Source organism: Listeria farberi, from assembly GCF_014229245.1.
GTDB classification, from domain to species: domain Bacteria; phylum Bacillota; class Bacilli; order Lactobacillales; family Listeriaceae; genus Listeria; species Listeria farberi.
On sequence record NZ_JAARZJ010000020.1, the window covers coordinates 1 to 22,604 of the forward strand.

Annotated in this window: 24 protein-coding genes and 1 pseudogene; 11 read left to right on the forward strand and 14 right to left on the reverse strand. The window is 37.1% G+C overall.

The window, feature by feature from the left end; genetic code table 11:
- Nucleotides 1-1,813: MucBP domain-containing protein (locus HCB45_RS13815; protein WP_185620288.1), on the reverse strand; the 1,813-nt coding region annotated here is incomplete at its 3' end.
- Between the two features lie 653 nt (nucleotides 1,814-2,466).
- On the opposite strand from HCB45_RS13815, the pseudogene HCB45_RS13820 reads away from it, so the two are divergent.
- The 3 genes and pseudogenes from HCB45_RS13820 (at nucleotide 2,467) to HCB45_RS13830 (ending at nucleotide 3,470) form a co-directional block, all read left to right on the forward strand.
- Nucleotides 2,467-2,648, forward strand: a pseudogene (locus HCB45_RS13820) (hypothetical protein).
- A 240-nt stretch (nucleotides 2,649-2,888) separates the two neighbouring features.
- Nucleotides 2,889-3,215: a YuzD family protein gene (locus HCB45_RS13825; RefSeq protein ID WP_185320075.1), complete on the forward strand. Its 327-nt coding sequence runs from the start codon at nucleotides 2,889-2,891 to the stop codon at nucleotides 3,213-3,215.
- Between the two features lie 21 nt (nucleotides 3,216-3,236).
- A complete protein-coding gene (locus HCB45_RS13830; RefSeq protein WP_003725587.1) occupies nucleotides 3,237-3,470 on the forward strand; it encodes a YuzB family protein in 234 nt (77 codons plus the stop codon).
- A gap of 45 nt (nucleotides 3,471-3,515) precedes the next feature.
- Here HCB45_RS13830 and HCB45_RS13835 read toward each other — a convergent pair whose 3' ends face one another.
- Both HCB45_RS13835 and HCB45_RS13840 read right to left on the reverse strand, forming a co-directional pair.
- Nucleotides 3,516-4,145: an SDR family oxidoreductase gene (locus HCB45_RS13835; protein WP_185320073.1), complete on the reverse strand. Its 630-nt coding sequence runs from the start codon at nucleotides 4,143-4,145 to the stop codon at nucleotides 3,516-3,518.
- Between the two features lie 87 nt (nucleotides 4,146-4,232).
- A complete protein-coding gene (locus tag HCB45_RS13840) occupies nucleotides 4,233-5,228 on the reverse strand; it encodes an NAD(P)/FAD-dependent oxidoreductase (RefSeq protein WP_185320072.1) in 996 nt (331 codons plus the stop codon).
- Nucleotides 5,229-5,677: 449 nt separating this feature from the next.
- On the opposite strand from HCB45_RS13840, the gene HCB45_RS13845 reads away from it, so the two are divergent.
- The 4 genes from HCB45_RS13845 (at nucleotide 5,678) to HCB45_RS13860 (ending at nucleotide 9,420) form a co-directional block, all read left to right on the forward strand.
- Nucleotides 5,678-6,889 (forward strand): NAD(P)/FAD-dependent oxidoreductase, encoded by a 1,212-nt coding sequence (locus HCB45_RS13845; protein WP_185620289.1) that lies wholly within the window; start codon nucleotides 5,678-5,680, stop codon nucleotides 6,887-6,889.
- 83 nt (nucleotides 6,890-6,972) lie between these two features.
- Nucleotides 6,973-7,794, forward strand: a complete 822-nt coding sequence (locus HCB45_RS13850) for a YwqG family protein (protein WP_185620290.1) — start codon at nucleotides 6,973-6,975, stop codon at nucleotides 7,792-7,794.
- A 40-nt stretch (nucleotides 7,795-7,834) separates the two neighbouring features.
- Nucleotides 7,835-8,653 carry a YwqG family protein gene (locus HCB45_RS13855; RefSeq protein WP_185320069.1) on the forward strand — a complete coding sequence of 273 codons (819 nt, stop codon included), beginning with the start codon at nucleotides 7,835-7,837 and terminating at the stop codon, nucleotides 8,651-8,653.
- Between the two features lie 137 nt (nucleotides 8,654-8,790).
- Nucleotides 8,791-9,420: a cyclic nucleotide-binding domain-containing protein gene (locus HCB45_RS13860; RefSeq protein WP_185320068.1), complete on the forward strand. Its 630-nt coding sequence runs from the start codon at nucleotides 8,791-8,793 to the stop codon at nucleotides 9,418-9,420.
- Nucleotides 9,421-9,446: 26 nt separating this feature from the next.
- On the opposite strand, the gene HCB45_RS13865 is transcribed toward HCB45_RS13860, so the two are convergent.
- Nucleotides 9,447-10,664 (reverse strand): chloride channel protein, encoded by a 1,218-nt coding sequence (locus HCB45_RS13865; protein WP_185608179.1) that lies wholly within the window; start codon nucleotides 10,662-10,664, stop codon nucleotides 9,447-9,449.
- 112 nt (nucleotides 10,665-10,776) lie between these two features.
- Entirely contained in the window at nucleotides 10,777-11,250 is a 474-nt protein-coding gene (locus HCB45_RS13870) for a divergent PAP2 family protein (RefSeq protein ID WP_003763760.1), read from the reverse strand.
- 127 nt (nucleotides 11,251-11,377) lie between these two features.
- Between HCB45_RS13870 and menI the strand changes: the two genes are divergently transcribed.
- Nucleotides 11,378-11,749 carry a 1,4-dihydroxy-2-naphthoyl-CoA hydrolase MenI gene (gene menI / locus HCB45_RS13875; RefSeq protein ID WP_185620291.1) on the forward strand — a complete coding sequence of 124 codons (372 nt, stop codon included), beginning with the start codon at nucleotides 11,378-11,380 and terminating at the stop codon, nucleotides 11,747-11,749.
- A 44-nt stretch (nucleotides 11,750-11,793) separates the two neighbouring features.
- Here the strand turns inward: menI and mnhG are convergent, their stop codons facing one another.
- From mnhG to HCB45_RS13915, 8 genes are all read right to left on the reverse strand, one after another.
- Complete coding sequence (mnhG, locus tag HCB45_RS13880) at nucleotides 11,794-12,387, reverse strand: monovalent cation/H(+) antiporter subunit G (RefSeq protein ID WP_185320065.1); 594 nt, start codon at nucleotides 12,385-12,387, stop codon at nucleotides 11,794-11,796.
- Complete coding sequence (locus HCB45_RS13885; protein ID WP_003722409.1) at nucleotides 12,371-12,658, reverse strand: Na(+)/H(+) antiporter subunit F1; 288 nt, start codon at nucleotides 12,656-12,658, stop codon at nucleotides 12,371-12,373. Before HCB45_RS13885 ends, mnhG begins: the two co-directional genes overlap by 17 nt.
- On the reverse strand, nucleotides 12,655-13,134 hold the full coding sequence (locus HCB45_RS13890) for a Na+/H+ antiporter subunit E (protein ID WP_185320064.1): 480 nt from the start codon (nucleotides 13,132-13,134) through the stop codon (nucleotides 12,655-12,657). The genes HCB45_RS13885 and HCB45_RS13890 overlap by 4 nt, the downstream gene beginning before the upstream one ends.
- 6 nt (nucleotides 13,135-13,140) lie before the next feature.
- The gene (locus tag HCB45_RS13895; RefSeq protein ID WP_185608189.1) at nucleotides 13,141-14,625 is read right to left on the reverse strand and encodes a Na+/H+ antiporter subunit D; all 1,485 of its coding nucleotides are present in this window, start codon (nucleotides 14,623-14,625) and stop codon (nucleotides 13,141-13,143) included.
- Entirely contained in the window at nucleotides 14,618-14,965 is a 348-nt protein-coding gene (locus tag HCB45_RS13900) for a Na(+)/H(+) antiporter subunit C (RefSeq protein ID WP_003722406.1), read from the reverse strand. Before HCB45_RS13900 ends, HCB45_RS13895 begins: the two co-directional genes overlap by 8 nt.
- Entirely contained in the window at nucleotides 14,965-15,390 is a 426-nt protein-coding gene (locus HCB45_RS13905; RefSeq protein ID WP_077951619.1) for a Na(+)/H(+) antiporter subunit B, read from the reverse strand. The genes HCB45_RS13900 and HCB45_RS13905 overlap by 1 nt, the downstream gene beginning before the upstream one ends.
- A complete protein-coding gene (locus HCB45_RS13910; protein WP_185620292.1) occupies nucleotides 15,374-17,782 on the reverse strand; it encodes a Na+/H+ antiporter subunit A in 2,409 nt (802 codons plus the stop codon). Before HCB45_RS13910 ends, HCB45_RS13905 begins: the two co-directional genes overlap by 17 nt.
- Before the next feature lie 345 nt (nucleotides 17,783-18,127).
- Entirely contained in the window at nucleotides 18,128-19,408 is a 1,281-nt protein-coding gene (locus tag HCB45_RS13915; RefSeq protein ID WP_514130539.1) for a lmo2377 family MFS transporter, read from the reverse strand.
- 162 nt (nucleotides 19,409-19,570) lie between these two features.
- Between HCB45_RS13915 and HCB45_RS13920 the strand changes: the two genes are divergently transcribed.
- Nucleotides 19,571-20,155 carry a peptidylprolyl isomerase gene (locus tag HCB45_RS13920; protein ID WP_003726864.1) on the forward strand — a complete coding sequence of 195 codons (585 nt, stop codon included), beginning with the start codon at nucleotides 19,571-19,573 and terminating at the stop codon, nucleotides 20,153-20,155.
- 81 nt (nucleotides 20,156-20,236) lie between these two features.
- The gene (locus tag HCB45_RS13925; protein WP_185620297.1) at nucleotides 20,237-20,632 is read left to right on the forward strand and encodes a hypothetical protein; all 396 of its coding nucleotides are present in this window, start codon (nucleotides 20,237-20,239) and stop codon (nucleotides 20,630-20,632) included.
- A 44-nt stretch (nucleotides 20,633-20,676) separates the two neighbouring features.
- Here the strand turns inward: HCB45_RS13925 and HCB45_RS13930 are convergent, their stop codons facing one another.
- Nucleotides 20,677-22,038 (reverse strand): aspartate kinase, encoded by a 1,362-nt coding sequence (locus HCB45_RS13930; protein WP_185620294.1) that lies wholly within the window; start codon nucleotides 22,036-22,038, stop codon nucleotides 20,677-20,679.
- A 244-nt stretch (nucleotides 22,039-22,282) separates the two neighbouring features.
- Here HCB45_RS13930 and HCB45_RS13935 point away from each other — a divergent pair, with 244 nt between their 5' ends.
- Nucleotides 22,283-22,597 (forward strand): PTS sugar transporter subunit IIB, encoded by a 315-nt coding sequence (locus HCB45_RS13935; protein WP_003763736.1) that lies wholly within the window; start codon nucleotides 22,283-22,285, stop codon nucleotides 22,595-22,597.
- Nucleotides 22,598-22,604 lie beyond the last annotated feature (7 nt).

Below are 22,604 nucleotides of genomic sequence, written 5' to 3' on the forward strand. Positions count from 1 at the left end.
CGTCGCCATCCACATATTTAACAGTAACAGGAGCGCCGTCAGCTTTTTCATAAACATAAGTGACGGTTTGGTTCGTACTCGTGAATACGCCTGAAGCATTGGCCGGAGTAGTTTTAACTGTCCAACCTGCGATGCTTTTAGCTGTAGACTGGTAAGGAGCATCGATTTTTCCGTTAAGTGTATCAGAAGTAGCTAATTCATTGCCGTCGCCGTCCACATATTTAACAGTAACAGGAGCGCCGTCAGCTTTTTCGTAAACATAAGTGACGGTTTGGTTCGTGCTCGTGAATACGCCTGAAGCATTGGCCGGAGTAGTTTTAACTGTCCAACCTGCGATGCTTTTAGCTGTAGACTGGTAAGGAGCATCGATTTTCCCGTTAAGTGTATCAGAAGTAGCTAATTCATTGCCGTCGCCGTCCACATATTTAACAGTAACAGGAGCGCCGTCAGCTTTTTCATAAACATAAGTGACGGTTGTATCGGTGTCGCCAAATTGTCCAGAAGCTTGGCCCACGATTTCTTTTAAAGTGTAGTTTGTAATTGTTTTTTCTGTTGTTTGGTAATCTTCGCCTGATTGACCTGAAATTGTTTCACTTGGCGCTAGTTCATTGCCACTTTCATCTTTGTAAAATACGCTTACAGTTGAATCGGATTGTGCAGATACATGAATTGGTTGTGATACTTTAATGGAATAGCTAAGTGGTACTCCTTTAGCAGAAGTTGCTGTGAATGTTGCTTTATAAGTGACAGTCTTATTTCCAACTGGTAAGTTAGAAAAAGAAACAGTCTTATTATCAGCGGATACTGTTCCATTATCAGAAATGCTAGAAACAGGCATTTTTTCGCCGTCAATATCCAAAGTAGGATTATTTGAAATAGCTGTTGCGCCTTCTTTGATATTGATAGTTGGGAGTGTGATAGTTTGATTGTTAACTTGTAAGCCTTTATAATCCCCAATGACATCCATGCCTTCAAAAAAGTCTTTTAAATTACTTAAGTCAGTAATGTTATTATTATCAGCGTAAGCAATAGTTAATCCTCTTAGTGTATTTAATGAGTCAATGGAAGTTAGGTTGTTATTGTTTAAATAAAGGACTTTAAGTTCTTTCATTGTAGCAATTGGAGCTACATTAGTGAACTTATTGTAACTTAGATTTAAGTTTGTAATATGATCATTTGCAGTTAATGCTGATAAATCGGTAATATTATTCCAAGTTACATCTAAGTTCTCGAGTGATTTAAGGTTTGCAAATTTTTTAAATTCTTCATTATCGATTTGGTGATATGCTGGATTTAGCCAAGCATATGAATTATAAGAAAATGATTTTAAATTGTCTTTTTCAAGTAATGGAGTGAAATCAGTAATATAATCTCCACCTAATTCTACTTCTTCTAGTGCTGGCATTTCGCCAAGAGCTTTAATGTCATTCAATCCAGTAGTAACACCAACGATTTTTTTCAGTTTAGGTAAATCTTTAATCTGATTTAAATTTGTAATTTGTGTTTGATTGGAAAGATATAATTTGGTCATATTGACCGCTTTTTCAAGGCCGGTTAAATCCCTAATTAAACCAGTTACAGCATACCCAGGTACTCCATTCATATAAGAGATATCAGCGACGCTAATGGTTTCAAGATTCGCTTCAGTCAATTCGGTTAAGAATGGATTTCCTACGATGCTTTTAAGACCTTCATTTAAATAAGGATCTGGTATGTTTACCACATCTGTTGAAGCTGCCCGTACATTACTAAATGGTAAAAATACGGTTGTCGTTAAAAATAAAACTAACATTATTTTAATTAATTTATGCATATATTTAATTTCCTCCTTATTTTTTGGACGTATCTATAATTAATTGTTCTTCAAAATTGACTAATTTAGTATAAAAATTGTCAAAAATGTTGTAGTTTCAATCGAATACGTCTCAAAGCAATGTTATTGTATCAGAGAAATTATTTAGATAAAATGGCTTTTGGATAGAATTTTCTTCAAGTATAATGGGATTCAAAAAATTGTCATATTTGTATTGAGGCGTGTTATAGGAAGAAAACATAGGCATATGTAGGTTTTTTCTTGTTATAGAGGGAAATGAAAAGGGTATTTGCAATATATATAATATATAAATGAGGAATGGTGTTTGTATTGTTCTGAAAATATTAAAAAATCGACTATTTTAGATGATGATTTTGTTTGTATGGCAGACACACGCTTTACGTAAATGTATATTTGGCCCATAACTTGCTTTGCTTCGAACGGGCCGAATGGGATGGAGAGTTTCAATTGGATGGTGGATGGGATTTTAATGGGAAGGAAATTTTTGAGTGGAGGGCGCACTTTACGGGAAGGATTACATGCTCGTTTCACTCGCATGTATATTTGGTCCGTAATTCGCTTTGCTCAAACGGGCCGAATGGGATAGAGGGTTTCAATTGGATGGTGGATGGATTTTAATTGGAAGGAAATTTTTGAGTGGAGGGCGCACTTTACGGGAAGGATTACATGCTCGTTTCACTCGCATGTATATTTGGTCCGTAATTCGCTTTGCTCAAACGGCCCAAACAAAAACACGTTCCTAAGGCTCAGAAAGGAACGTGCTCTTTCAACTGGTAAGGTTGAAAGACAATTGGGTTGCGCGCCCAATTGTTAAAGGGAGTGTTACTTATATGTTGACCGTGAAATCACGGGTACAACCTAGAGATAGTTTATCATATTAATACACTACTGCTTTAAAGATTAGCAATGTATTGGAAATATTATAATATATCTGTAAATTTGTGTCAATTCATATCTTTATAAAAATTCATAAAATTTAATAGTTATGCTTCGTGAAACAGCTTAGTCGCTTTTTTTGGTAGGTTTTTGTACAATAATAGTGAGGTGAAGCGTGATGGTAAATGAAGCAAAATTATATGTTTATGGTTCAACGACTATTTGTGCGAGTTGTGTCGGAGCGCCATCCTCGAAGGAAACAGAGGAATGGCTTCGAGCAGCTATTGGTCGGAAATTTTCTGGGCAGCCGTTTGTGGTAGAGTATGTGGATATTTTTAATCCGCCAAATGAAACTGGTTTAGCGGATATGGCGAATAAAATTGTCGAGGAAGATTATATGTACCCTGTCATTGTGGTTGATGGTGAAATTATTGCGGAAGGCAATCCTCGGTTGAAAGATATTTATCAAGTGATGACTGACCGTGGATACTTAGCAACAATGTAATAGGCTAGGAGGCAAGTGGAAATGAATCCGATTGTGGAATTTTGCGTCAATAATTTGGCGAGCGGGGCAGATGCGGCGTTTGCAAAATTAGATGCGGATGATAGTTTAGACGTGATTGAATATGATTGTCTGACATATTGTGATTTATGCGCGACAAGTTTGTTTGCTTTAGTGGACGGGGAAGTGGTTCGCGGAGAAACAGCAGAGGAATTAGTTGCGAATATATATACATTTTTGGAAGAGAATCCGTTTTAATATAGAAGAAAGCGATGAGCTCATAATCGGACTCATCGCTTTTTATTAGTTAAAAAAATGCTTAATTGGGGTGTCGCCGCTTTCGATAGTATAGGTTTTATAGAAACTAGATTTCTCGGATAAAGCTTCACTAATAAAATCTGCAACATCAGCTCGTGGAATATTTGTTTTAGGTTTTTCGGAAACTTCAGCGATTTTGCCAATGGCAGGATCATCAGAGAGGCCTACAGGGCGGACAATTGTGTAATCAAGCCCACTTCTTTTTAGCGCTTCATCAGCTGCTTGTTTGGCTTTTAAATAATGAACGAGGGATTCAGGACCGTTTTCCGGGTTGTCGGCGCCATAAGAGCTAACAATGATAAAACGTCGTACACCTTTTTCTTTGGCGGTCTCGATTGCCTTAATCGCTCCGTTTTGATCAATGTTAATCGTTTCGGAAGCAGGCGTATGACCCCCGGAGCCAGCTGTGAAAATAACCGCTTCAATCTCATCATAGGCATAGTGAAAATCTTTTTTTAAATCGGCGATAATTGGCTTTGCACCAAGTTTTTCAAGTGCGCTTACTTGTTCGGCTTTTCTAACCATTGCTCGGACAAAAAAGCCTTTTTCCATGGCAAGCTTTTCTACTAAAAGACGACCAATTTTACCATTTGCGCCAATTACGAGTACATTCATTGCTAATCTCCTCCTAAAAAATATCTACAAAGAACTTTTCCCGGTGAGTAAAAAATAAAACCACAAGTTACCTCGTGGTTTCTGTTATTATTCGAATAAAGATGTGGAGTGCATTGGTTGTACGCGTGTTTTTGGATCAATAAAATTCATCGCGTTATTTACAGCAGTTGGAGCTTCTCCAAATCCGGTCGCAATTAGTTTTACTTTGCCGTCGTAAGTGCAAATATCACCTGCGCAGTAAATACCTGGTATGCTTGTTTCCATTTTGGAATTAACGATAATCGAATTGCGTTCTAGTTCTAGCCCCCAATTTTTAATCGGACCAAGCGAAGAAACAAAACCGTAGTTAATGATGAAATCGTCAATTTCAAGTGTTTCCGTAGTGTCACCTTTGACTTCTTGCAAAGTAATATGCGTTAATTTATCTCCGTTACCGAGTACTTCGGTTGGGATAAATGGTGTTTTGATGGCAATAGAAGATTTTTCTAAATTATTCACGCTATGTTCGTGTGCACGGAACGCATTACGGCGATGAACAATTGCGACTGAACTTGCGACTTTTTCAAGCATGAGTGCCCAATCAACCGCAGAATCCCCGCCACCGCAAACAGCAACTCGGCGACCGGAAAAACGACTAAGATCATTAATGAAATAATGAATATTTGTTCCTTCATATTGTTCTACTTCTGGGATGTCTAAGCGTCTTGGCTCAAACGCGCCGTTTCCAGCAGTAATAATGACCGCTTTACTATAATGTGTATCTTTCTTCGTGATGATTTCAAATGTACCGTCAACTTGCTTGTCAACACTTTGTACTGCTTCTTCTAGCGCAATTGTCGGATTAAATGGTTTCATTTGCTGAATCAAATTGTTAACAAGTTCCTGTGCGCGTACAGCAGGGTAGCCCGGAATATCATAAATATACTTCTCAGGATAAAGCGTTGAAAGCTGTCCACCTAATTGTGGTAAACTTTCTATTATTTTCACACTCGCACTGCGCATTCCGGCATAAAAAGCAGCAAATAGCCCAACCGGTCCGCCACCAATGATCGTGATATCATAAATTTTTGTTTTTTCATCCAAAATACATCACCCCCTAGTTACTAATCTCCTTGTGAAATCGCTAAAGTTGCAATAAGCATATTTTAGCATATATTTTTGAAAAAGAATGTTTACGGGATTATCTTCATTATAATATGAAAAAAATGAACTAGACCAATTGCGAATCAAATAAAAGATTTTTAAGAAAACCAAGTCGTCTCAAAGCTTTATTGTGAAAAAAATCGTATACCACTCTAACCATGCTCCAAAGAAGCTTAAACCCTTGAGTTCGCTTTCTTGAAAATGAAAGTTAAAAAGTCTATGATATAGTTTGTAAGCTATGAAAGAGGGAATATATTGGTACTTACCATTTTCACTTTTTTCATTGTTTACAGTAGATTTTTAGCGCAATCTACATAGGTGCAGTAAGAATTTCTTAATGCAATTTTTTTTGTGAAGAAAAATATAAGGGAAAGTAGATGTGATAACAAATGAGTAAACCAAAAATTGTCATTCTCGGAGCAGGATACGGGGGACTAAAAACTTTACGCAAGTTACAACAAAGAAACTTGGAAGCCGACATCGTTCTAGTGAATAAGAATGACTATCACCATGAAACGACTTGGTTACACGAGGCAGCAGCTGGAACAATTGAACCAGAAAAACTAATGTATCCACTTGATAAAGTTGTAAACAATACGAAAACGACATTTATTCAAGATACTGTAGTAAAAATTAATAAAGACGAAAAAACTGTCGCATTAGATGCAAATGGCAATATCAGCTATGACTATTTATTAATTGCTCTTGGGTCAGAAGCAGAAACATTTGGCATCAGTGGTTTGAAAGAATATGCATTCACTATTACAAGTGTAGAATCCGTTAAAAAAATTCGTGCGCATATTGAAGCGCAATTTGCTAAATGGAAAACAGATCCACGCGATGAATTATTAACAATTATCGTTGGTGGCGCTGGCTTTACTGGAATTGAGTTTCTTGGGGAATTAACTAATCGTATTCCAGAACTAGTAAAAGAGTACGATGTGCCACGCGAAAAAGTGCGCATTTATTGCATGGAAGCAGCTCCAAAAGTATTACCACAATTTGATGCGAAACTCGTTGATTATGGTGTTGGTGTACTTGAAGATCGCGGCGTAGAATTCCATGTTGGTAAACCAGTCAAAGAAGCTACAGCTGATGGCGTTAAATATGCAGAAAGTGAAACAGAAGTGCGTGAAATTAAAGCAGCGACAATTATTTGGGCTGCCGGAGTTCGTGGTAATAGTGTTATTGAAGCGTCTGGTTTTGAAGCTGGCCGTGGTCGTGTGAAAGTAAACAACAATTTAACCGTTCCTGGTAACGAAGAAATTTTAATTGTTGGTGACTGCTCACTAATCATCAACCCTGCAAACGACCGTCCATTCCCGCCAACTGCTCAAATTGCAATGCAACAAGCAGATGTGGCTGCAGTGAACTTAGCTAAATTAGTTAAAGGCGAAACAGATCTACAAGACTTTGTTTATCATGAAAAAGGAACAGTTTGCTCACTAGGTGATAACGACGCGATCGGTGTTGTTTTCGGCAAAAACCTAAAAGGCTACCCAGCTTCCGTTATGAAAAAAGTTATTGATGACCGTGCGCTATTACTAATTGGTGGTTCAGGCGTCCTTGCTAGTAAAGGTAAGTTTAAATTCTATAAATAAAACCTCTAAAAGCAATATCTGCACTAACAGATATTGCTTTTTTGTTATGTTATAATGAAGGAAAAATGAAAGAAGGTAAGTTCATGAAACAACTTTTTGAGATACTTCCAAGTAAATGGGCAGAAAAATTTTCAAAAACAATGAAAGAACGTATTGAGTTAAGCTTTAAAAATGAAGACGTGATTTCTTTAGTAGAAAGCAAGGTTGGTGGACGAGGATATTTACCGAAAGAACAAGACTATCCAGTGAATGAAGAAGGAGAACCGCTTTTCTTTTTAGCGCAAATAAATTTTGCGGAAATGCCGCAAATAGAGAATTACCCAAAATCAGGAATACTTGCTTTTTATGTTGATTACCATGATGATTTATACGGTCTTAATTTTGATGATCAGACAGAACAACATGGTTTTCGTGTGTTTTTCTTTGAGAATTTAGATAGAGAGAGCATGACTGCAGAAGAACAAGCTGTTTATTTTGAAGGTGTTGATAAATCAGACCTTTATACTGTTGTCGAAGGGGAGTATAAACTAACTGGTCGAGTAACGAAAGAACTTTTGATGAATGATAGTCTAGAGTTTGAAAAGGAATTTGGTAGTAATTTTTATGACATCATAGGGCAAATTTTTGGTGATGATGAAGATAAAGCAAAAGAGCTATTTAACCTTGCAACACATAGTAGTCAAATTGGTGGTTTTCCGTTCTTCACCCAAGAAGATCCGCGAATACGTACGGAAAATTCGTATCACGACACATTGCTGTTTCAATTAGATAGCGAGTATAGTGAAGAGCCAGGTTGTGAAATAGATATAATGTGGGGTATGAGTGGCGTCGGAAACTTCTTTATTAATAAACAGGATTTAATTAATCGGGATTTTTCCAATGTTATTTTTAACTGGGATTGTTAAAGAATCGTGCTAGATTATAAAAAAAGAAAGAAGGTACGTCATGGAAGAACTTTTTGATATACTCCCAAGTGAATGGGCCGAACGCTTTTTGGAAACAGAAAAAGAGCGCATGGAAATACATTTTAAAGAAGCTGGTACACTATCATTACTTCAAAGCAAGGCTGGTGGCCGCGGATACTTGCCGAAAGAACAAGGTTATCCTGTAACAGAAGAAGGAAAGCCGCTTTCTCTTTTGGCACAAATCAATTTTTCAGAAATGCCACAAATGGAAAATTATCCAGAATTTGGATTGCTCGCTTTTTATGTAGATTATCAAGATGATTTTTATGGACTTAATTTTGAAAATCCGACGAGCCAGGAAGGTTTTCGGGTGTTTTTCTTTGATGACTTAGGAAGTGAGAGCCTAACAGCCGAAGAGCAAGATGCGTTTTTTGAACATGTAGCGAAAACAGATTTTTATCCGGTTGTAAATGGAGAATTTAAAATAACTGGTCAAGTATCGGATCAAATTTTGCTACAAGATAGCTTTGATTTTGAAAATGAGTTTGGTAATAATTTTTATGAGTTAGCTGATCAGATTTTTGCTGATGAGGAAGATAAAGCTGATGAGTTATACAACCTAGCAAATGAGGGCAGTCAGCTCGGCGGGTATCCATTCTTCACGCAAGAAGATCCGCGTATGTATGCAGAAAATCCCCATCACGACACACTTTTGTTCCAATTAGCATCCGAAGATTTTGATGAAAATAGAATGGCGATTATGTGGGGCGACTGCGGTGTTGCGAATTTCTTTATTAATAAACAAGATTTAATCAATCGGGACTTTTCTAATATTATGTATAACTGGGATTGCTCCTAAATAAGTACCATTCTTTGAATATAGATATTTTCACTGTAATAAAATCTATATAAAGATATTGAAATAGTGTGTAATTTCCACATAGGTCTTATCTCTAATCCTGCTAAACTAAGTAAAACTAGTAGGAGGAGATACATTTGTTTAATGAAAAAGTAAAAGAAATGATCCGAGAATTAGATAAATATAAATTACAAGATAAATGGGTTCGCTTTGAAAAACTTTCTAAAAACAAGAAAATTGATAGTGAAACTTTTCAAGATGAATTTATTATTATCACAAATGGAATTCTTCATGTAGAAAATAAAAAATTCCAGATACTTCATTTTTTTTCTAATGGGGATATAATTAACCAACAAGTTGCCAAAATTAGCGGAGAAAATGAATTAAGATTAGTTTGTGATACAGATGTCTCCTTAATTTTTATTGATAGGGAATATTTCTTAAACTATGCTACCAATAAGCCTTCTTATATGGAATGGCTTTTAGAAGAAACGTTAATAAATAATAAGAACCTTTATAATGAATTAATTAAGTATGATTTGTCCGCAGAAGAAAGAATAGTCTATGCCCTCCAGTACCTATGCGACAAATTGGAAATTGAAAGTGAGAATGGCTACCAACAAATACCTAGATACATTAATAAAATAAAAATGGCGAAATATGGCAAAATTTCTCGCAAACAATTAAACGAAAAGATAATACTTCTCCTGAATAAGAAAGTATTAAAAGAGATAAAAGGAAGATTCTATATAAAAAAAGCAGCATAAAAAACTAAGGAGAAATCTTTAGTTTTTTATGCTTTTTTAAAGTTAACTAACCAATTTTTATTCACTATAAATGCAGTTAATAAAATAAATGGAAAGAATTGAAGTGGGAATATAAATAATAAAATAGATGCAGTTAGAACCGGTTTTCCAATGATTTTTGTACAACTTGCAGTAACAAAAATAGTGATTAAGAAACCAGTCGATCCATCCATCCAAAATGTTGCTATGTACCCCATAATCGTACTAGTGAAAATCGCCGGGAAAATAGCCCCGCCATTCCAACCAGTAGCTAAACAAATCGCGACCAAAACAGGCTTTAACAAGGCGATAATAAGTAAAAAGGGAATCGAATAATTTTGAACAGTTGTAGTCAATTCAATCAGCTGATGTTCGCCGGAAAATAACATAAACGAGGAAATAATCCCAAATAAACCAATGCTCAATCCACCGATAATCGCTCTAATCATTCTGTTTTTTATAAAAGAAGCAGCTTGCGCGATATAGACTTGCAATTGCTGAAAATAAATACTAAAGAGCCATCCGAGAATAATTGTAGGAATAAAAAGTAAAATAAACCACCAAGACCAACCCATATCAGGCAAACGAATCGCAAAAATACTCGCTGGCATTTGTAAAAACGACTTGAGCCAGAGAAAGGACCCGAGTGCGCTAAAAGAAATAAGAAGCGATAAAACTAATTTAGAGTTTTTAGGAATTTTCTTCGCTTGACTACTGTCATCAATTTCCTCAGCAAGCCCACTAAATGGCGCATGGAAAATACTGGAAATAATCGCGCCAACACTCAAACTAACAAGTTCTTCTTTATGCGCCATAGATAATTTTAAATGGTCAATAATCCAAGTTGTGGCACCACCTACAATACCAATTAAAGCGGCTTCCGGACCAACACTCGCCCCAAATGTTAAAATAATCCAAGCGCTAAGTATCGTAGGAAGCAGAACTTTGCGATACTCCATCCGACCAGTTTTCTTCGCCTCAGCAACATTGTCATGCATCGACCGCGGATAGTCACCAAATTTCAGCTGAACCATTCCTACAAAAAAACTACCGATCAAGCCAATTAGTAGAGGATAGTACCATGAAAAATCAAATTGATTGGGAAGATAATCCCATAAAAAAGTCGTTGCAAAATGAACCATTGCTAAAAATAAAGCGGCAATAATCCCCACTATGATTCCGAGAATAAAAGTATAAATGCCGAAAATGAGTGTTACCTTTTTCACCGAAGTCAGCCCCTTTTGTAAAAATCCATTAATATCATAATTTTCCCTTTAACATAAAGCTATAAACAAACAACTAACAAAAAAAGCTGACTACAATAAGTCAGCTTTTTATTTACATAAATATTTCTAAAATAAATCCAATCGCAATCCCGGTCAAAGCCCCAAAGAAAACTTCCATTGGTTTATGACCAAGTAATTCTTTTAAGTGCTTCGTTTTTTCTTCTTGTTCAGGTGCCGCGAGCCCTTTTGCATGCTCCACGAAGTCTTGGAAATCAGTCACTAATTTGTTTAAAACAACTGCTTGTTCACCAGCTTGTCTTCTAACGCCAGTCGCATCGAACATTACGATAATGCCAAATACAACAGCAATCGCGAAATAAGGTGAATCTAGCCCGTATTCAATTGCGAGTGTTGTCATAAGTGCAGTAACCGCAGCCGAGTGAGAGCTAGGCATACCACCAGTGGAAAACATGAGCCCGAGATTAAATTTCCGGTAAACTAAAATATGAATCGGCACTTTGACCACTTGGGCAAACACTATCGCAATAATAGATGCAATTAATGGTGTATTCGTAAATATCGACATCAAATCTCTCCTGTCAAAAAGTCTATTTTTATTTTACCACAATGAGCTTATTAAAAACCTATTCTAGAATTTTTCTTCTAACTCTTATATAATAAAGTATAAATCAAATTCGGAGAGAAGGGAACATATGGGACTTCAAGAAACTATAGGTATTGAAATTGTTTCAGTAGAAAAAGGAAAAGCCGTTGTTCAATTAGAAGTAACAGAAAAAGTCCATCAACCATTTGGCTATTTGCATGGCGGGGTTTCTGTTGTTTTGGCGGAACATGCAGCTAGTATTGGTGCTGCTAGATCAATAGAACCAGATGAAATTGTATTTGGTTTAGAAATTAATGCTAACCATCTAGCATCAAAGCAAGAAGGCATAGTAACCGCTACCGCAAAAGCAGTCCATCTCGGCAAAAGTACTCAAGTCTGGGAAATTAAAATTATTGATGAGACCGATAAATTAATATGTATAAGCAGATGTACAATTGCTGTTAAAAAGAAACGAAAATAAAAAGCATGGCAGAGATCAACTAATGAACTCTTGCCATGCTTGTTTTATTTATCAGTCTTATCTTCGTCTGAGTCAGTTTCACTTTCATCTTGTTCAATGATTTCATGCTCAGAATCGTCGGACTGCTCTTCAATCGTTTGTTCCTCGCGTTCGCGTTCTTGTTCTTCTTGATCTTCACGCTCATCGATTTTTTCTTCGCGTCGTTCCCATTCCATTCGTTCTTCCAATTCTTCCCGTTCTTGTCGCGCTTTTTCAATTTGTTCTTGGCGAATAATAAGGCTTTTCTTTTTCTTGATGTCGTCTTTTTTCACCGAACGTAATTGGTCACGAATTCGAATAGCTAGCGGAACCCCGGTATCATAGGCAGCCCGGTTAATAAGATGAGAAGCTACTGGCGTTGTTAAGAAAATAAACAGTACTGCCAGAAGTACTCGCGCATTAAAACCTTCACCTGAGTGGAAAAAATAACCAACCGTAGCAAAAAGAAGCAAACTAACTCCAAAAGTATTACTAATTCCAGCGGCATGTGTTCTTGTATAGACATCCGGTAGTCTGATAACGCCAATTGCCGCCAAAATACTAAGCAGGCCACCGATTAAAATCATAATAGAAATAATAATCTCAATTATCACGTTCACGGTCAATCACCTTCCCTTTCTCAATAAATTTGGCAAAAGAGACTGTTCCGATAAATGCAAGAAGCGCAATAAGTAAAATAACATCCAAAAAGGCATGTGTATCATAAAACATTGAAAGTAGGGCCACGATGGCAACTAAGTTCATTCCAATAGAATCCAGCGCCACTACTTTGTCAGAAGTGGTTGGTCCTTTTAAAATACGATAAAGATACAAGAAAGTTGAAATTGAATAGAGTAGTAAACCAATGGATAAAGCGATTTGAATAATCATCCGTGGAACACCTCCATAATCGCACCTTCATAAGACTTACGAATCGTCGCAATTTCCTCTTCAATATTAGGTACATGAAGAGAATGAACATAGATTGCTTTATAATCATCCGAAATATCAATCGAAAGTGTACCAGGGGTTAAAGTAATTAGTAACGCAAGCATAGTTACTTCCCAGTCTGTTTCAAGCGTTGTATCGTATCTGAAAATCCCTGGTCGAATATTCATATCTTTTTTCAAAACAATTCGACTTACATGAACTGTGGAGACAATTAAATCATGTAAGAATCGGAAAACTAATTTGACAAGAGCGAACAACCTAAAAATGTAAAATCTTGATCCGAGAAAGCGTCGCATAAATAAGAGCAAAAATATCCCAATAATAAAACCGATGATAAATGTCGCAAAACTAAACGATGACTCAAGAAACATCCATAAACAAGCAAGTATTATATTAAGAATAAGTTGAAAAGCCATCTTTTATCACTCCTTTATCACCGCTTGTATATAAACAGAAGGGTCAACAAGAGGGTCAACCGCCTGTTCAATAAACGGATAAATTGCGTTACTAAACACACCATAACCAATTGAAATCGTAAGAAGAATAACTACTGGTACGAGCATTTTTTTATAGGGGATTTGTAAATTAAACACGCCTTTTTTCTCGCCCCAAAAGCCTCTCGTAAAGACTTTGATTAAAGACATGAGGACGAATAAACTGGATAATAAAATGATGATACCTCCAACTATTTGACCAGCAGAGAAAGCACCTTCGACTATCAAAAGTTTTCCTATAAATCCGCTAAGAGGTGGAATTCCTGAAAGACCTAATGTAGCAATAAAGAAAATCCAACCAAGCGAAGGCTTCACGCTCATTAATCCGCTGAATTTTTTTACACTAGAGTATCCTGTAATTGCCATTACAATTCCAACAATGAGGAAGAGGGCGGCTTTGATAATCATATCGTGAATCAAGTAAAACACTGCCCCAGTCATCGATTCGCGTGTCATAATCGAAACACTAAATAGTATGACACCAATCGCAATCATAATGTTGTAAATCACAATCGTTTTCATATCATAGTAACTAATGGCCCCAATAACACCAAGAATAATTGTCACAATCGCGAGTATTCCAAGTAGCGGAACCACAAAATCTGTTAACGAACTGAAAAATAGTGTGTACGTCCGAATAATCGCATAAACTCCAACCTTTGTAAGAAGTCCCCCGAACAAAGCAAGTACCGGAATAGGTGGAGCAAAATATGAACCCGGAAGCCAAAAGTAAAGCGGGAATAGACCTGCTTTCAGTCCAAATACAAATAAGAACAGAACAGCGACAACGCTAATCATTCCAGTATTCGCACCATTTAAGTCCGTAATTTTTTGCGAAATATCCGCCATGTTAAGCGTTCCAATCATCGAATAAAGTAGCGCAATTGCCACAACGAAAAATCCAGAACCGACCACATTAATCAGTAAGTATTTTATCGTTGCTTTTAATTGAACTTGTGTCCCACCAATAACCAGTAGCACATAAGACGCCATCAACATAACTTCGAAAAACACAAACATATTAAAAATATCACCAGTTAAAAATGAACCATTAACCCCAACAATCATAAAAAGAATCGCTGGATAATAAAGAAATTTCTCACGTGGTTTTCCTATCGTATAAAAAGAATAAAGAATCACGCAGAATAACACTATACTCGTTGTTGCCGTAAGCAAGACAGCAAGCATATCGCCAACCATCGTAATCCCAAATGGTGCAGCCCAGTTACCAATGTTCACAGTTGTAATACCATTTTCATGAATATAAAATACAAGTCCAAGTGTTGCCACAACTAAGATGCCACTAAAAATAAGGGCAAATATCCGTTGGACGACGACTCGTTTTGGAAGTAGCATTAGCGTAATTGCGCCAAGGAATGGAATCAATATCGGCATTAAAATTAAATTATTCATCATCGGCTTCATGTCCTCTCGTCTTGGATACACTCTCGCTATCAAGCTCCTGATACGCTCTATAAGCAAGAACAAGGAAAAAGGCAGTTACACCAAAGCTTATAACAATCGCAGTCAAAATAAGTGCTTGTGGAAGCGGATCATTGTATGTTCCAGCTCCCGGTGTACCAAGAATTGGCACACGGCCTTTTTTAAGGCCTCCCATCGTAAGTACAAGCAAGTTGACGCCGTGACTTAGGACGGCTGTTCCAATGATAATCCGTAGCAAACTTTTAGAGAGAATTAAGTAGACCGCAGCTGCAAAAATCAAGCCAATTAATATAGACATTAATAGTTCCATCAGTCACTCTCCCCAATCGTTTGAATTATCGTAAGTGTTACACCGACAACAACTAAGTAAACACCAAGGTCAAACAAAGTCGCCGTGTGTAATGCAGTATCTCCTAAAATGGGCAAATCAACATGACCAAATTTATGTGTTAAGAAAGGATCGCCCGTGAAAATCCCAATCATTCCTGTACCTAAAGCAAAAACAAGACCAATCCCAGTAAGCATAATCGTATTGATATTAAGCATACTAGCCACGGTTTTTGTATCATAAGCAAGTAGTGTTAATGTAATTGCACCAGCCGTTGTAAGCCCGGCTACAAACCCGCCACCAGGATTATAATGTCCTGCAAAGAATAAATGGAGTGAGAATAAGAAAATAATGAAAGCAACTACTTTCGTTACATTTCTCAGTAGAACGTCATTCGTTTTCATCATGCTCACCTCGTTTCGTCAGTCGTAATTTAATCATCGCGTAAATACCAATCGCCGCAATAGATAGTACGGCTGTTTCGAACATCGTATCAAAACCACGAAAATCAACTAAGATAACATTAACAATATTTCGTCCTGCCGCTTCCACGTATGCATTATCGACATAGTATTTCGAAATCGAATCATAAAAAGTTGTATTATACGCTGAAAGGGAAACCAGTGTGATAATCACACCAACCCCGATACTTAAAAAGGTTTTCATTGATAACCATTTCGGCTTTTCCTCAATATTACTAAACTGAGGAAGGTGATAGAATACAAGTAGATAAAGCACAACTGAAATAGTTTCAATAATAAGCTGCGTCAAAGCAAGGTCAGGAGCTCTTGAAATAACAAAGAAAATACTAATTGTGTATCCCATTGCTCCCAGTAAAATAATTGAAGTAATCCGCGACTTGGAAAAGACAATCCCAACCAACGTCACTAAAATAACCGCTGCTAAAACAAAATCAACAACCGTCACTTTCGTCATACTCGAAAAATTGAAATCAAGCGCTTTTGTAAAAATCATGACCGAAGCCATCATTAAAATAAAAGCGGATAACATGTAATTCAAGTAAGTCCTAAGCCAACCAGTCATAATAAACATCGTCATTCGGTAGGAACCTTGTTCTAAATAATACATCCCATTATCATACGTTTTTCCAATTCGAAGTGCTTTTGGAACCCGAGTAGTAATCCAAGGTTTCCAATATTTATGTGTAAGGAACAACCCGATACCAACAGCAACAACGCCGAACGTCATTAGTAAAGCTGGTGTAAAGCCATGCCACAAACCAATATGAATCGAAAAATCAGTAGTAAGCCCTGGAACAATTGCTCTTACAGCAGGCTCCAAAATCGGCTCTGCAATTATATTAGGAAACAGTCCAATTCCAACCACAAAAATGGATAAAATAATCGGAGGTAAAAGGAGTCCAAACGGAGCTTCATGTGGTTTTTTCGGCAGTAAGTAAGGTTTTACTTTTCCAGTAAATGTTTTGAAGAAAATAATCATGCTATAAACAAACGTAAATACACTCGCAACCCAAGCTACAACAGGAAGAAGAACACCCCAAGTACTTGCATCAAACAATTGTAACTGCGTAATATTTACCATACTTTCAAAAAACATTTCTTTACTTAAAAATCCATTAAACGGTGGAATCCCGGCCATCGCGAATGTTCCAATAAACGCTATCGTCGCTGTAATAGGCATAATTCGCATTAAACCGCCAAGTCGTCTAATATCGCGCGTGCCAGTTTCGTGGTCGACAATCCCAACCATCATAAATAAGCTACCTTTAAATGTCGCATGATTAAATAAGTGGAACACGGCCGCTACAATCGCCATCACATAAATATCATCACTTAGCGTGTCAAAGTGAAGCGAGGCCGCTCCCACACCGAGAAGTGACATAATAAGTCCAAGTTGACTAATTGTCGAGTAAGCCAAAATCGCTTTTAAATCGTTTTTCTTTGTGGCATTTAGTGAACCCCAGAAAAGCGTCGTAATCCCAACGAGTGATACCGTCCAAAACCAGACACCCGAACTTGCGAATAGAGGCGTAAAGCGAGCTACAATATAAATCCCTGCTTTGACCATCGTAGCAGAGTGGAGATAGGCACTAACCGGAGTAGGTGCTTCCATTGCGTCAGGTAGCCAAATATGAAATGGAACTTGCGCAGATTTCGTAAATGCACCGAGCAACACAAGAATCATCGCGGGAATGAATAAACTATTATTACTGATCACATCCGCGTTACTAATAATCTCGCGAATGGAGAAAGAATCGCTCATAATATGAAGCAAAATAAATCCGCCGAGCATCATTAATCCACCGAAGACTGTAATCATCATCGATTTACGAGCGCCATACCGTGAACGCTCACGATGATACCAGTACCCAATCAATAAAAATGAACTAATCGAAGTTAATTCCCAGAAAAGATAAAGCACAATCAAGTTATCACTCAAGACAACCCCAAGCATTGCCGTCATAAAAATAAATAAAAATGTATAGAAATTGCTAAGTCGTTCTTTCTTTTTCCCTAAATAATAAATAGAGTAAAATGTAACGAGTGAACCAATTCCAGTAATAAGTAGTGCAAATAGTAAACTAAGCCCATCTACTACTACTGTAAAATTAATCCCAAGTCGCGGGATCCAAGGCATGGAAATAATCGTTGCCCCGTCCATTGTTTTGGGAATAAATGTTAAGAAATAAATAAACAAAATCACTGGAATCGGAAGTACTAACCAGCCAGTATGAACTTGTTTCGTCCACCTGTAAAAAAGTGGGATTAAGAGTGCCACAATAAATGGCAGAACAATTGCTAGATGAAGAAATGACAATATCGGCTCCTCCTCGAAGAATTTTTATACGGAAACTCATCCTGGAAATGTGAAATAAGAACAGGAAATCATTACTTTTTTAAGCAAGTACTTACATTTAATGAAACATAGTTATAACGAAAATTTTAGAAAATCGTGCTAACTCATCAAATTTCAACAACCTTACTATTCACGAAGTACCGAAATAAACGCCGTACTTTTTATATTTTTTATTATAACATACTTTTTTATCTGAAAAAAAGGCAGGAAACTTAACTTTATAAATCAATTTACGTAAATTAAAAAACAATTAAATAGGAAGAACAACAAAAACAAACCTAAGAAAAAATCTTAGGTTTGTAAAGATTAATCGACGTTCACATGCCGTTTTCGGTCGGAGTGAAGCGCATAAAGTAAAATGAAAAATGCTACGAGGAACATAAAACTCATAAATAAGAAAACACTTGGAATCCCAGTAAAACCAGCAAGTGTTCCACCAAGAATAGGTCCAATAACATTTCCTAAGAAGCGAGCACTCTGATTATATCCAAGCATTTCTCCTTGCATAACTCCGGGCGCCGCAAGCCGAATATAAGCTGTCGTACATGGCACCATTCCACCAATTGCAATACCGAATAAAAAGCGGAAGAAGATAAAGACCCAAAGATTCGTCGCGAATGCTTGCGGAATAACGAAAACCGCTGCCATGATCAATAGGATATTTAAAATTTTCTCATATCCATATTTATCACCAAGCTGTCCCCATTTTCGCGTCATCACCAAGTTCCCGAACCCCGTTGCAGAAAACGCTAATCCAGATAAAAACGCAATATTATCCGATTTTGTCATATCTCCTACATACAGTGCGAGAAGCGGTTGTACACTAAAATTCGCTATTTGAATAAGAGCAGTAATAACCATCACAGTGAAAAGTACTCGGAGCGTAAAAATTTGTTTTAACACCGCACGACGAGAATAGACTACTTTGGCAGCTTCTTTTTGTTCGTCTGTTCGAATTTCCTTTACACCAAAAGCAACAAGTAGGGCCGCTACCATCATTGCAATCCCAGTAATGGTAAAAGTGTCTTTAAAACCAAATAAATCCGCCATCGCACCACCAATCAGTGGGCCAAACAGCATGCCAGTCACACCTCCAAGTTGCAATGTGCCGAGAATTTTTCCGGCTTCATTACGAGGAGTTTGCTTTGCAATAAAGGCATTACTTACACCAATAAAACCAGTTACAATCCCCATGAAAATTCGTAAAATCAGCAAGTAAGTGACAGAATGCGCAAATCCCATCAGAAAAATACAAATCGATAAACCAACCGATGTCAGAATCAAAATTCCTTTATAACCATGCTTATCACCAATTCGACCCCAGATCGGCGAAAAGATAAAGGCAACTAAAAATGTTACGCCAAAAATATAACCAGCCCACCTTTGCACGTAAGCATTGCTATAATCACCAAATGTTTCAATATAAAGAGATAAAAAAGGCATAATCATTGTCATACTGGCCGACATCAATAAGTTTGCCAGCATTAAGATGTATAAATTCCGTGTTCGAGTTGTCATAAAAAAATCATCTCTATTCGTATTATTGTTAAAACTGTCCTTTTCATTATAGAATAAAAGATAGTGAATGAAAAATAAAGTGAAGGATGTGCCTTTTTGGTTAAAAAAATTGTCATTTGGGTTTCAGCTGTTATACTAGTACTGTATCTGATTGCTGTCGTTGTTAATTTACTTATTATTTGGCTACGTTAGTAAACAATAAATTTAAACAAAAGAAGGAGTTTTTACAATATGACTTACCCACAATTATCAAAAGAAGTGGCACCTAATGAAATCGAAGCAGAAATGATTACAAACCGAGGAACTATCCGCATCAAATTGTTCCCTGAAATCGCTCCAAAAACAGTAGAAAATTTTGTTACACATTCCAAAAACGGCTACTATGATGGTCTTATTTTCCACCGTGTTATTCCTGAATTCATGATCCAAGGTGGAGATCCAGATGGCCGCGGTACTGGTGGCGAAAGTATTTGGGGCGAATCTTTTGAAGATGAATTCTCTACAGAAGCTTTCAACCTACGCGGAGCTCTATCAATGGCAAACGCTGGTCCAAACACAAACGGCAGCCAATTCTTCATCGTTCAAAAACCAGATATGCCTGCTGATATGCTTGGCCAAATGGAACAAGCTGGCTTCCCAGTAGAAATTATCGAAGCTTACAAACAAGGTGGAACCCCGTGGTTAGACGGCCGCCACACAGTTTTCGGTCACGTAATCGAAGGCATGGACGTAGTAGACGAAATCGCCAACCTACCAACTGGCATGCAAGACAAACCAGTGAATGATGTTGTGATTGAGAAGATTAATATTAAATAATGAATGAAGAGCACTTTCTATTTTGGAAAGTGCTCTTTTCAGAAAGTGGAAGAATAAATACAGATAGGAGTCGTGAAAAAAATAGAAATTTCATCTCCAATAAAAATTAACAATCAACTAGTATACGGCAGAGATAAAATATGGCTCACCAGCTTGCACCAAAAAAACAACCAACTCACACTATCCATAGAAGTTGACCTTGAAGAAGAAAGCACACTCCTAAATATGATTTTTAACAGACTTATCTTCTACTCATCCACCGAACTCGACACCTACGAAAAAAGCAAATGGAGTACAAGTTGGTTAACAAGTCAGAGCAATTTTGAAATAATCGAGCATTCTGATTTAATCCATGAACGAGTGAAAATAAGAAATGATTATAACGTTCAAGATTTTAAGCATTACCGCGTTAGTACTTATGATTATATTATTGACGTAATTGCCAAAGACTATCAATTAAAAGAAGTGACTAAATAACAAAAAACAAGTTTCTCATCGCTAAGGATGAAAAACTTGTTTTTTTAGACTAAGACTTCTGAAAAGAATTCATTGTATAGTGCGCGAACGGCCGCATCTTCTTGTTCTTCTTTCACACCAAACATAATGCTCACCTCAGAAGAACCTTGATTAATCATTTCAATATTCACTTTTGCGTCAGATAAAGCTTTCGAAGCACGCGAAGTTATTCCAACATTATGGCGCATAGCTTCACCAACGACCATAATCAGGGAGATACCATGTTGCATAATCACTTGATCGGCATTTAATTCTTCTTTTAACCGCGTCATAATCGTCTGCTCGGTATCCTCACCAAACTGATTTTCACGAATAATAATCGTTAAATCATCAATTCCAGACGGCATATGTTCGTAGTTCAACCCAGCATCTTCCAGAATTTGTAATACTTTCCGTCCAAAACCGATTTCCCGGTTCATCAAATATTTACTAATATAAATGCTACAAAAGCCATCATCACTAGCAATACCAACGACAGGGCCATTATTATTTTCGCGTTCATGAACGACACGTGTACCACAAGAATCAGGATTGTTTGTGTTTTTAATATGCACAGGAATACCAGCATGGAACGCCGGAATCAGCGCTTCATCATGAAAAACAGAAAAGCCAGCATAAGAAAGTTCACGCATTTCCCGGTAAGTCAGTTCAAGAACTTTCTTCGGATTTTTCACAATAGCGGGATTGACCGCATACACTGCATCAACATCAGTAAAGTTTTCGTATAACTCAGCTTGAGCCCCGTTTGCGACAATCGCTCCAGTAATATCAGAGCCACTTCTAGAAAACGTGCTAATTTCACCGTCTTTCGTATAACCGAAAAATCCCGGAAAAACAATGATACCTTCTCGCTCTCGAAGCGCAAATAAACGGTCATAAGACTCAGGAAGAACTTGAGCACTAGCATGTTCATCCGTCACAAATAACCCGGCATCTTTTGGATTAACATAGTTGGCGTTTAAGCCTTTGAATTTAAAATAAGCAGCGATTAATTTCGCATTATTGTCTTCTCCACTAGCCTTCATTCGATCTAAAAATTTATCAGGATCGCTTTTATCAGACGAAATAGTCTTTTGTAAGTCAGCGCGAATTTGTGTGATAATCGCGTCATCCATTCCTGTATCAAGGGCAATGCCAGCATATCTCGCAATGACAGCCTCAAATAGTTCGCTTGTATCTTCGCCGAGAAGTGCCTTTGCCGCGCAATCAATAAGTAGGTCAGTCACTTTTGTATCTTCCTTGAAACGTTTACCTGGTGCAGAAACAACAACGATTTTCCTATCAGGATCCTCCGCTACAAGTTGGAAAACCTTATTTAATTGGATCCCCGATGCTAAAGAGCTTCCGCCAAATTTAATTACTTTCATGCAACACACTCCTGATCTGAATTTTTTATCTCCCGAAAGTGTTGTTTTTGGATGATGCAAAATTTTCTGAGCTTTCGGATAAAGTTATTGTCTATTATCGCTCTTTTTACGTGAAATCGCAATGGTTTTTCGTATTTTTAATTATTTTCTCTCGGGTCCAGTAGTTTACTTGTTTAAAATGGTGAAGGTAGTTATAATAAGAGTGTACAAAAAAAGCAGCCTTAATCTGAAAGGAAAGATTACGATGAAAAATATTGTTTTAGTATGTGCGGCAGGGATGTCAACAAGCCTTTTAGTAACAAAAATGCGTAAAGCAGCTGAAGATCGTGGAGAAACTTGTGAAATCGAAGCATACTCCATTGCTGAAGTAAGTAACTTAATTGATGATGCAGATGTAGTACTTTTAGGACCACAAGTGCGTTATCAGAAAAAAACAGTGGATGAATTAGCTGCTGGGAAAATTCCAGTAGATGTTATCGACATGGCAGCTTATGGTACAATGAACGGTGAAAAAGTACTAGGCCAAGCATTAGATTTAATTGATGGGTTCCAAAAATAAACAGTAA

Coding starts and splice junctions, on each gene's coding strand:
- HCB45_RS13845 (WP_185620289.1), top strand. CDS start 5,678: ATGAGTAAACCAAAAATTGTCATTCTCGGAGCAGGATACGGGGGACTA.
- HCB45_RS13920 (WP_003726864.1), top strand. CDS start 19,571: ATGACTTACCCACAATTATCAAAAGAAGTGGCACCTAATGAAATCGAA.
- HCB45_RS13885 (WP_003722409.1), bottom strand. CDS start 12,658: ATGATTATTCAAATCGCTTTATCCATTGGTTTACTACTCTATTCAATT.
- HCB45_RS13825 (WP_185320075.1), top strand. CDS start 2,889: ATGGTAAATGAAGCAAAATTATATGTTTATGGTTCAACGACTATTTGT.
- HCB45_RS13850 (WP_185620290.1), top strand. CDS start 6,973: ATGAAACAACTTTTTGAGATACTTCCAAGTAAATGGGCAGAAAAATTT.
- HCB45_RS13855 (WP_185320069.1), top strand. CDS start 7,835: ATGGAAGAACTTTTTGATATACTCCCAAGTGAATGGGCCGAACGCTTT.
- HCB45_RS13870 (WP_003763760.1), bottom strand. CDS start 11,250: ATGTCGATATTTACGAATACACCATTAATTGCATCTATTATTGCGATA.
- HCB45_RS13830 (WP_003725587.1), top strand. CDS start 3,237: ATGAATCCGATTGTGGAATTTTGCGTCAATAATTTGGCGAGCGGGGCA.
- HCB45_RS13890 (WP_185320064.1), bottom strand. CDS start 13,134: ATGGCTTTTCAACTTATTCTTAATATAATACTTGCTTGTTTATGGATG.
- HCB45_RS13895 (WP_185608189.1), bottom strand. CDS start 14,625: ATGAATAATTTAATTTTAATGCCGATATTGATTCCATTCCTTGGCGCA.
- menI (WP_185620291.1), top strand. CDS start 11,378: ATGGGACTTCAAGAAACTATAGGTATTGAAATTGTTTCAGTAGAAAAA.
- HCB45_RS13905 (WP_077951619.1), bottom strand. CDS start 15,390: ATGATGAAAACGAATGACGTTCTACTGAGAAATGTAACGAAAGTAGTT.
- HCB45_RS13935 (WP_003763736.1), top strand. CDS start 22,283: ATGAAAAATATTGTTTTAGTATGTGCGGCAGGGATGTCAACAAGCCTT.
- HCB45_RS13900 (WP_003722406.1), bottom strand. CDS start 14,965: ATGGAACTATTAATGTCTATATTAATTGGCTTGATTTTTGCAGCTGCG.
- HCB45_RS13930 (WP_185620294.1), bottom strand. CDS start 22,038: ATGAAAGTAATTAAATTTGGCGGAAGCTCTTTAGCATCGGGGATCCAA.
- HCB45_RS13835 (WP_185320073.1), bottom strand. CDS start 4,145: ATGAATGTACTCGTAATTGGCGCAAATGGTAAAATTGGTCGTCTTTTA.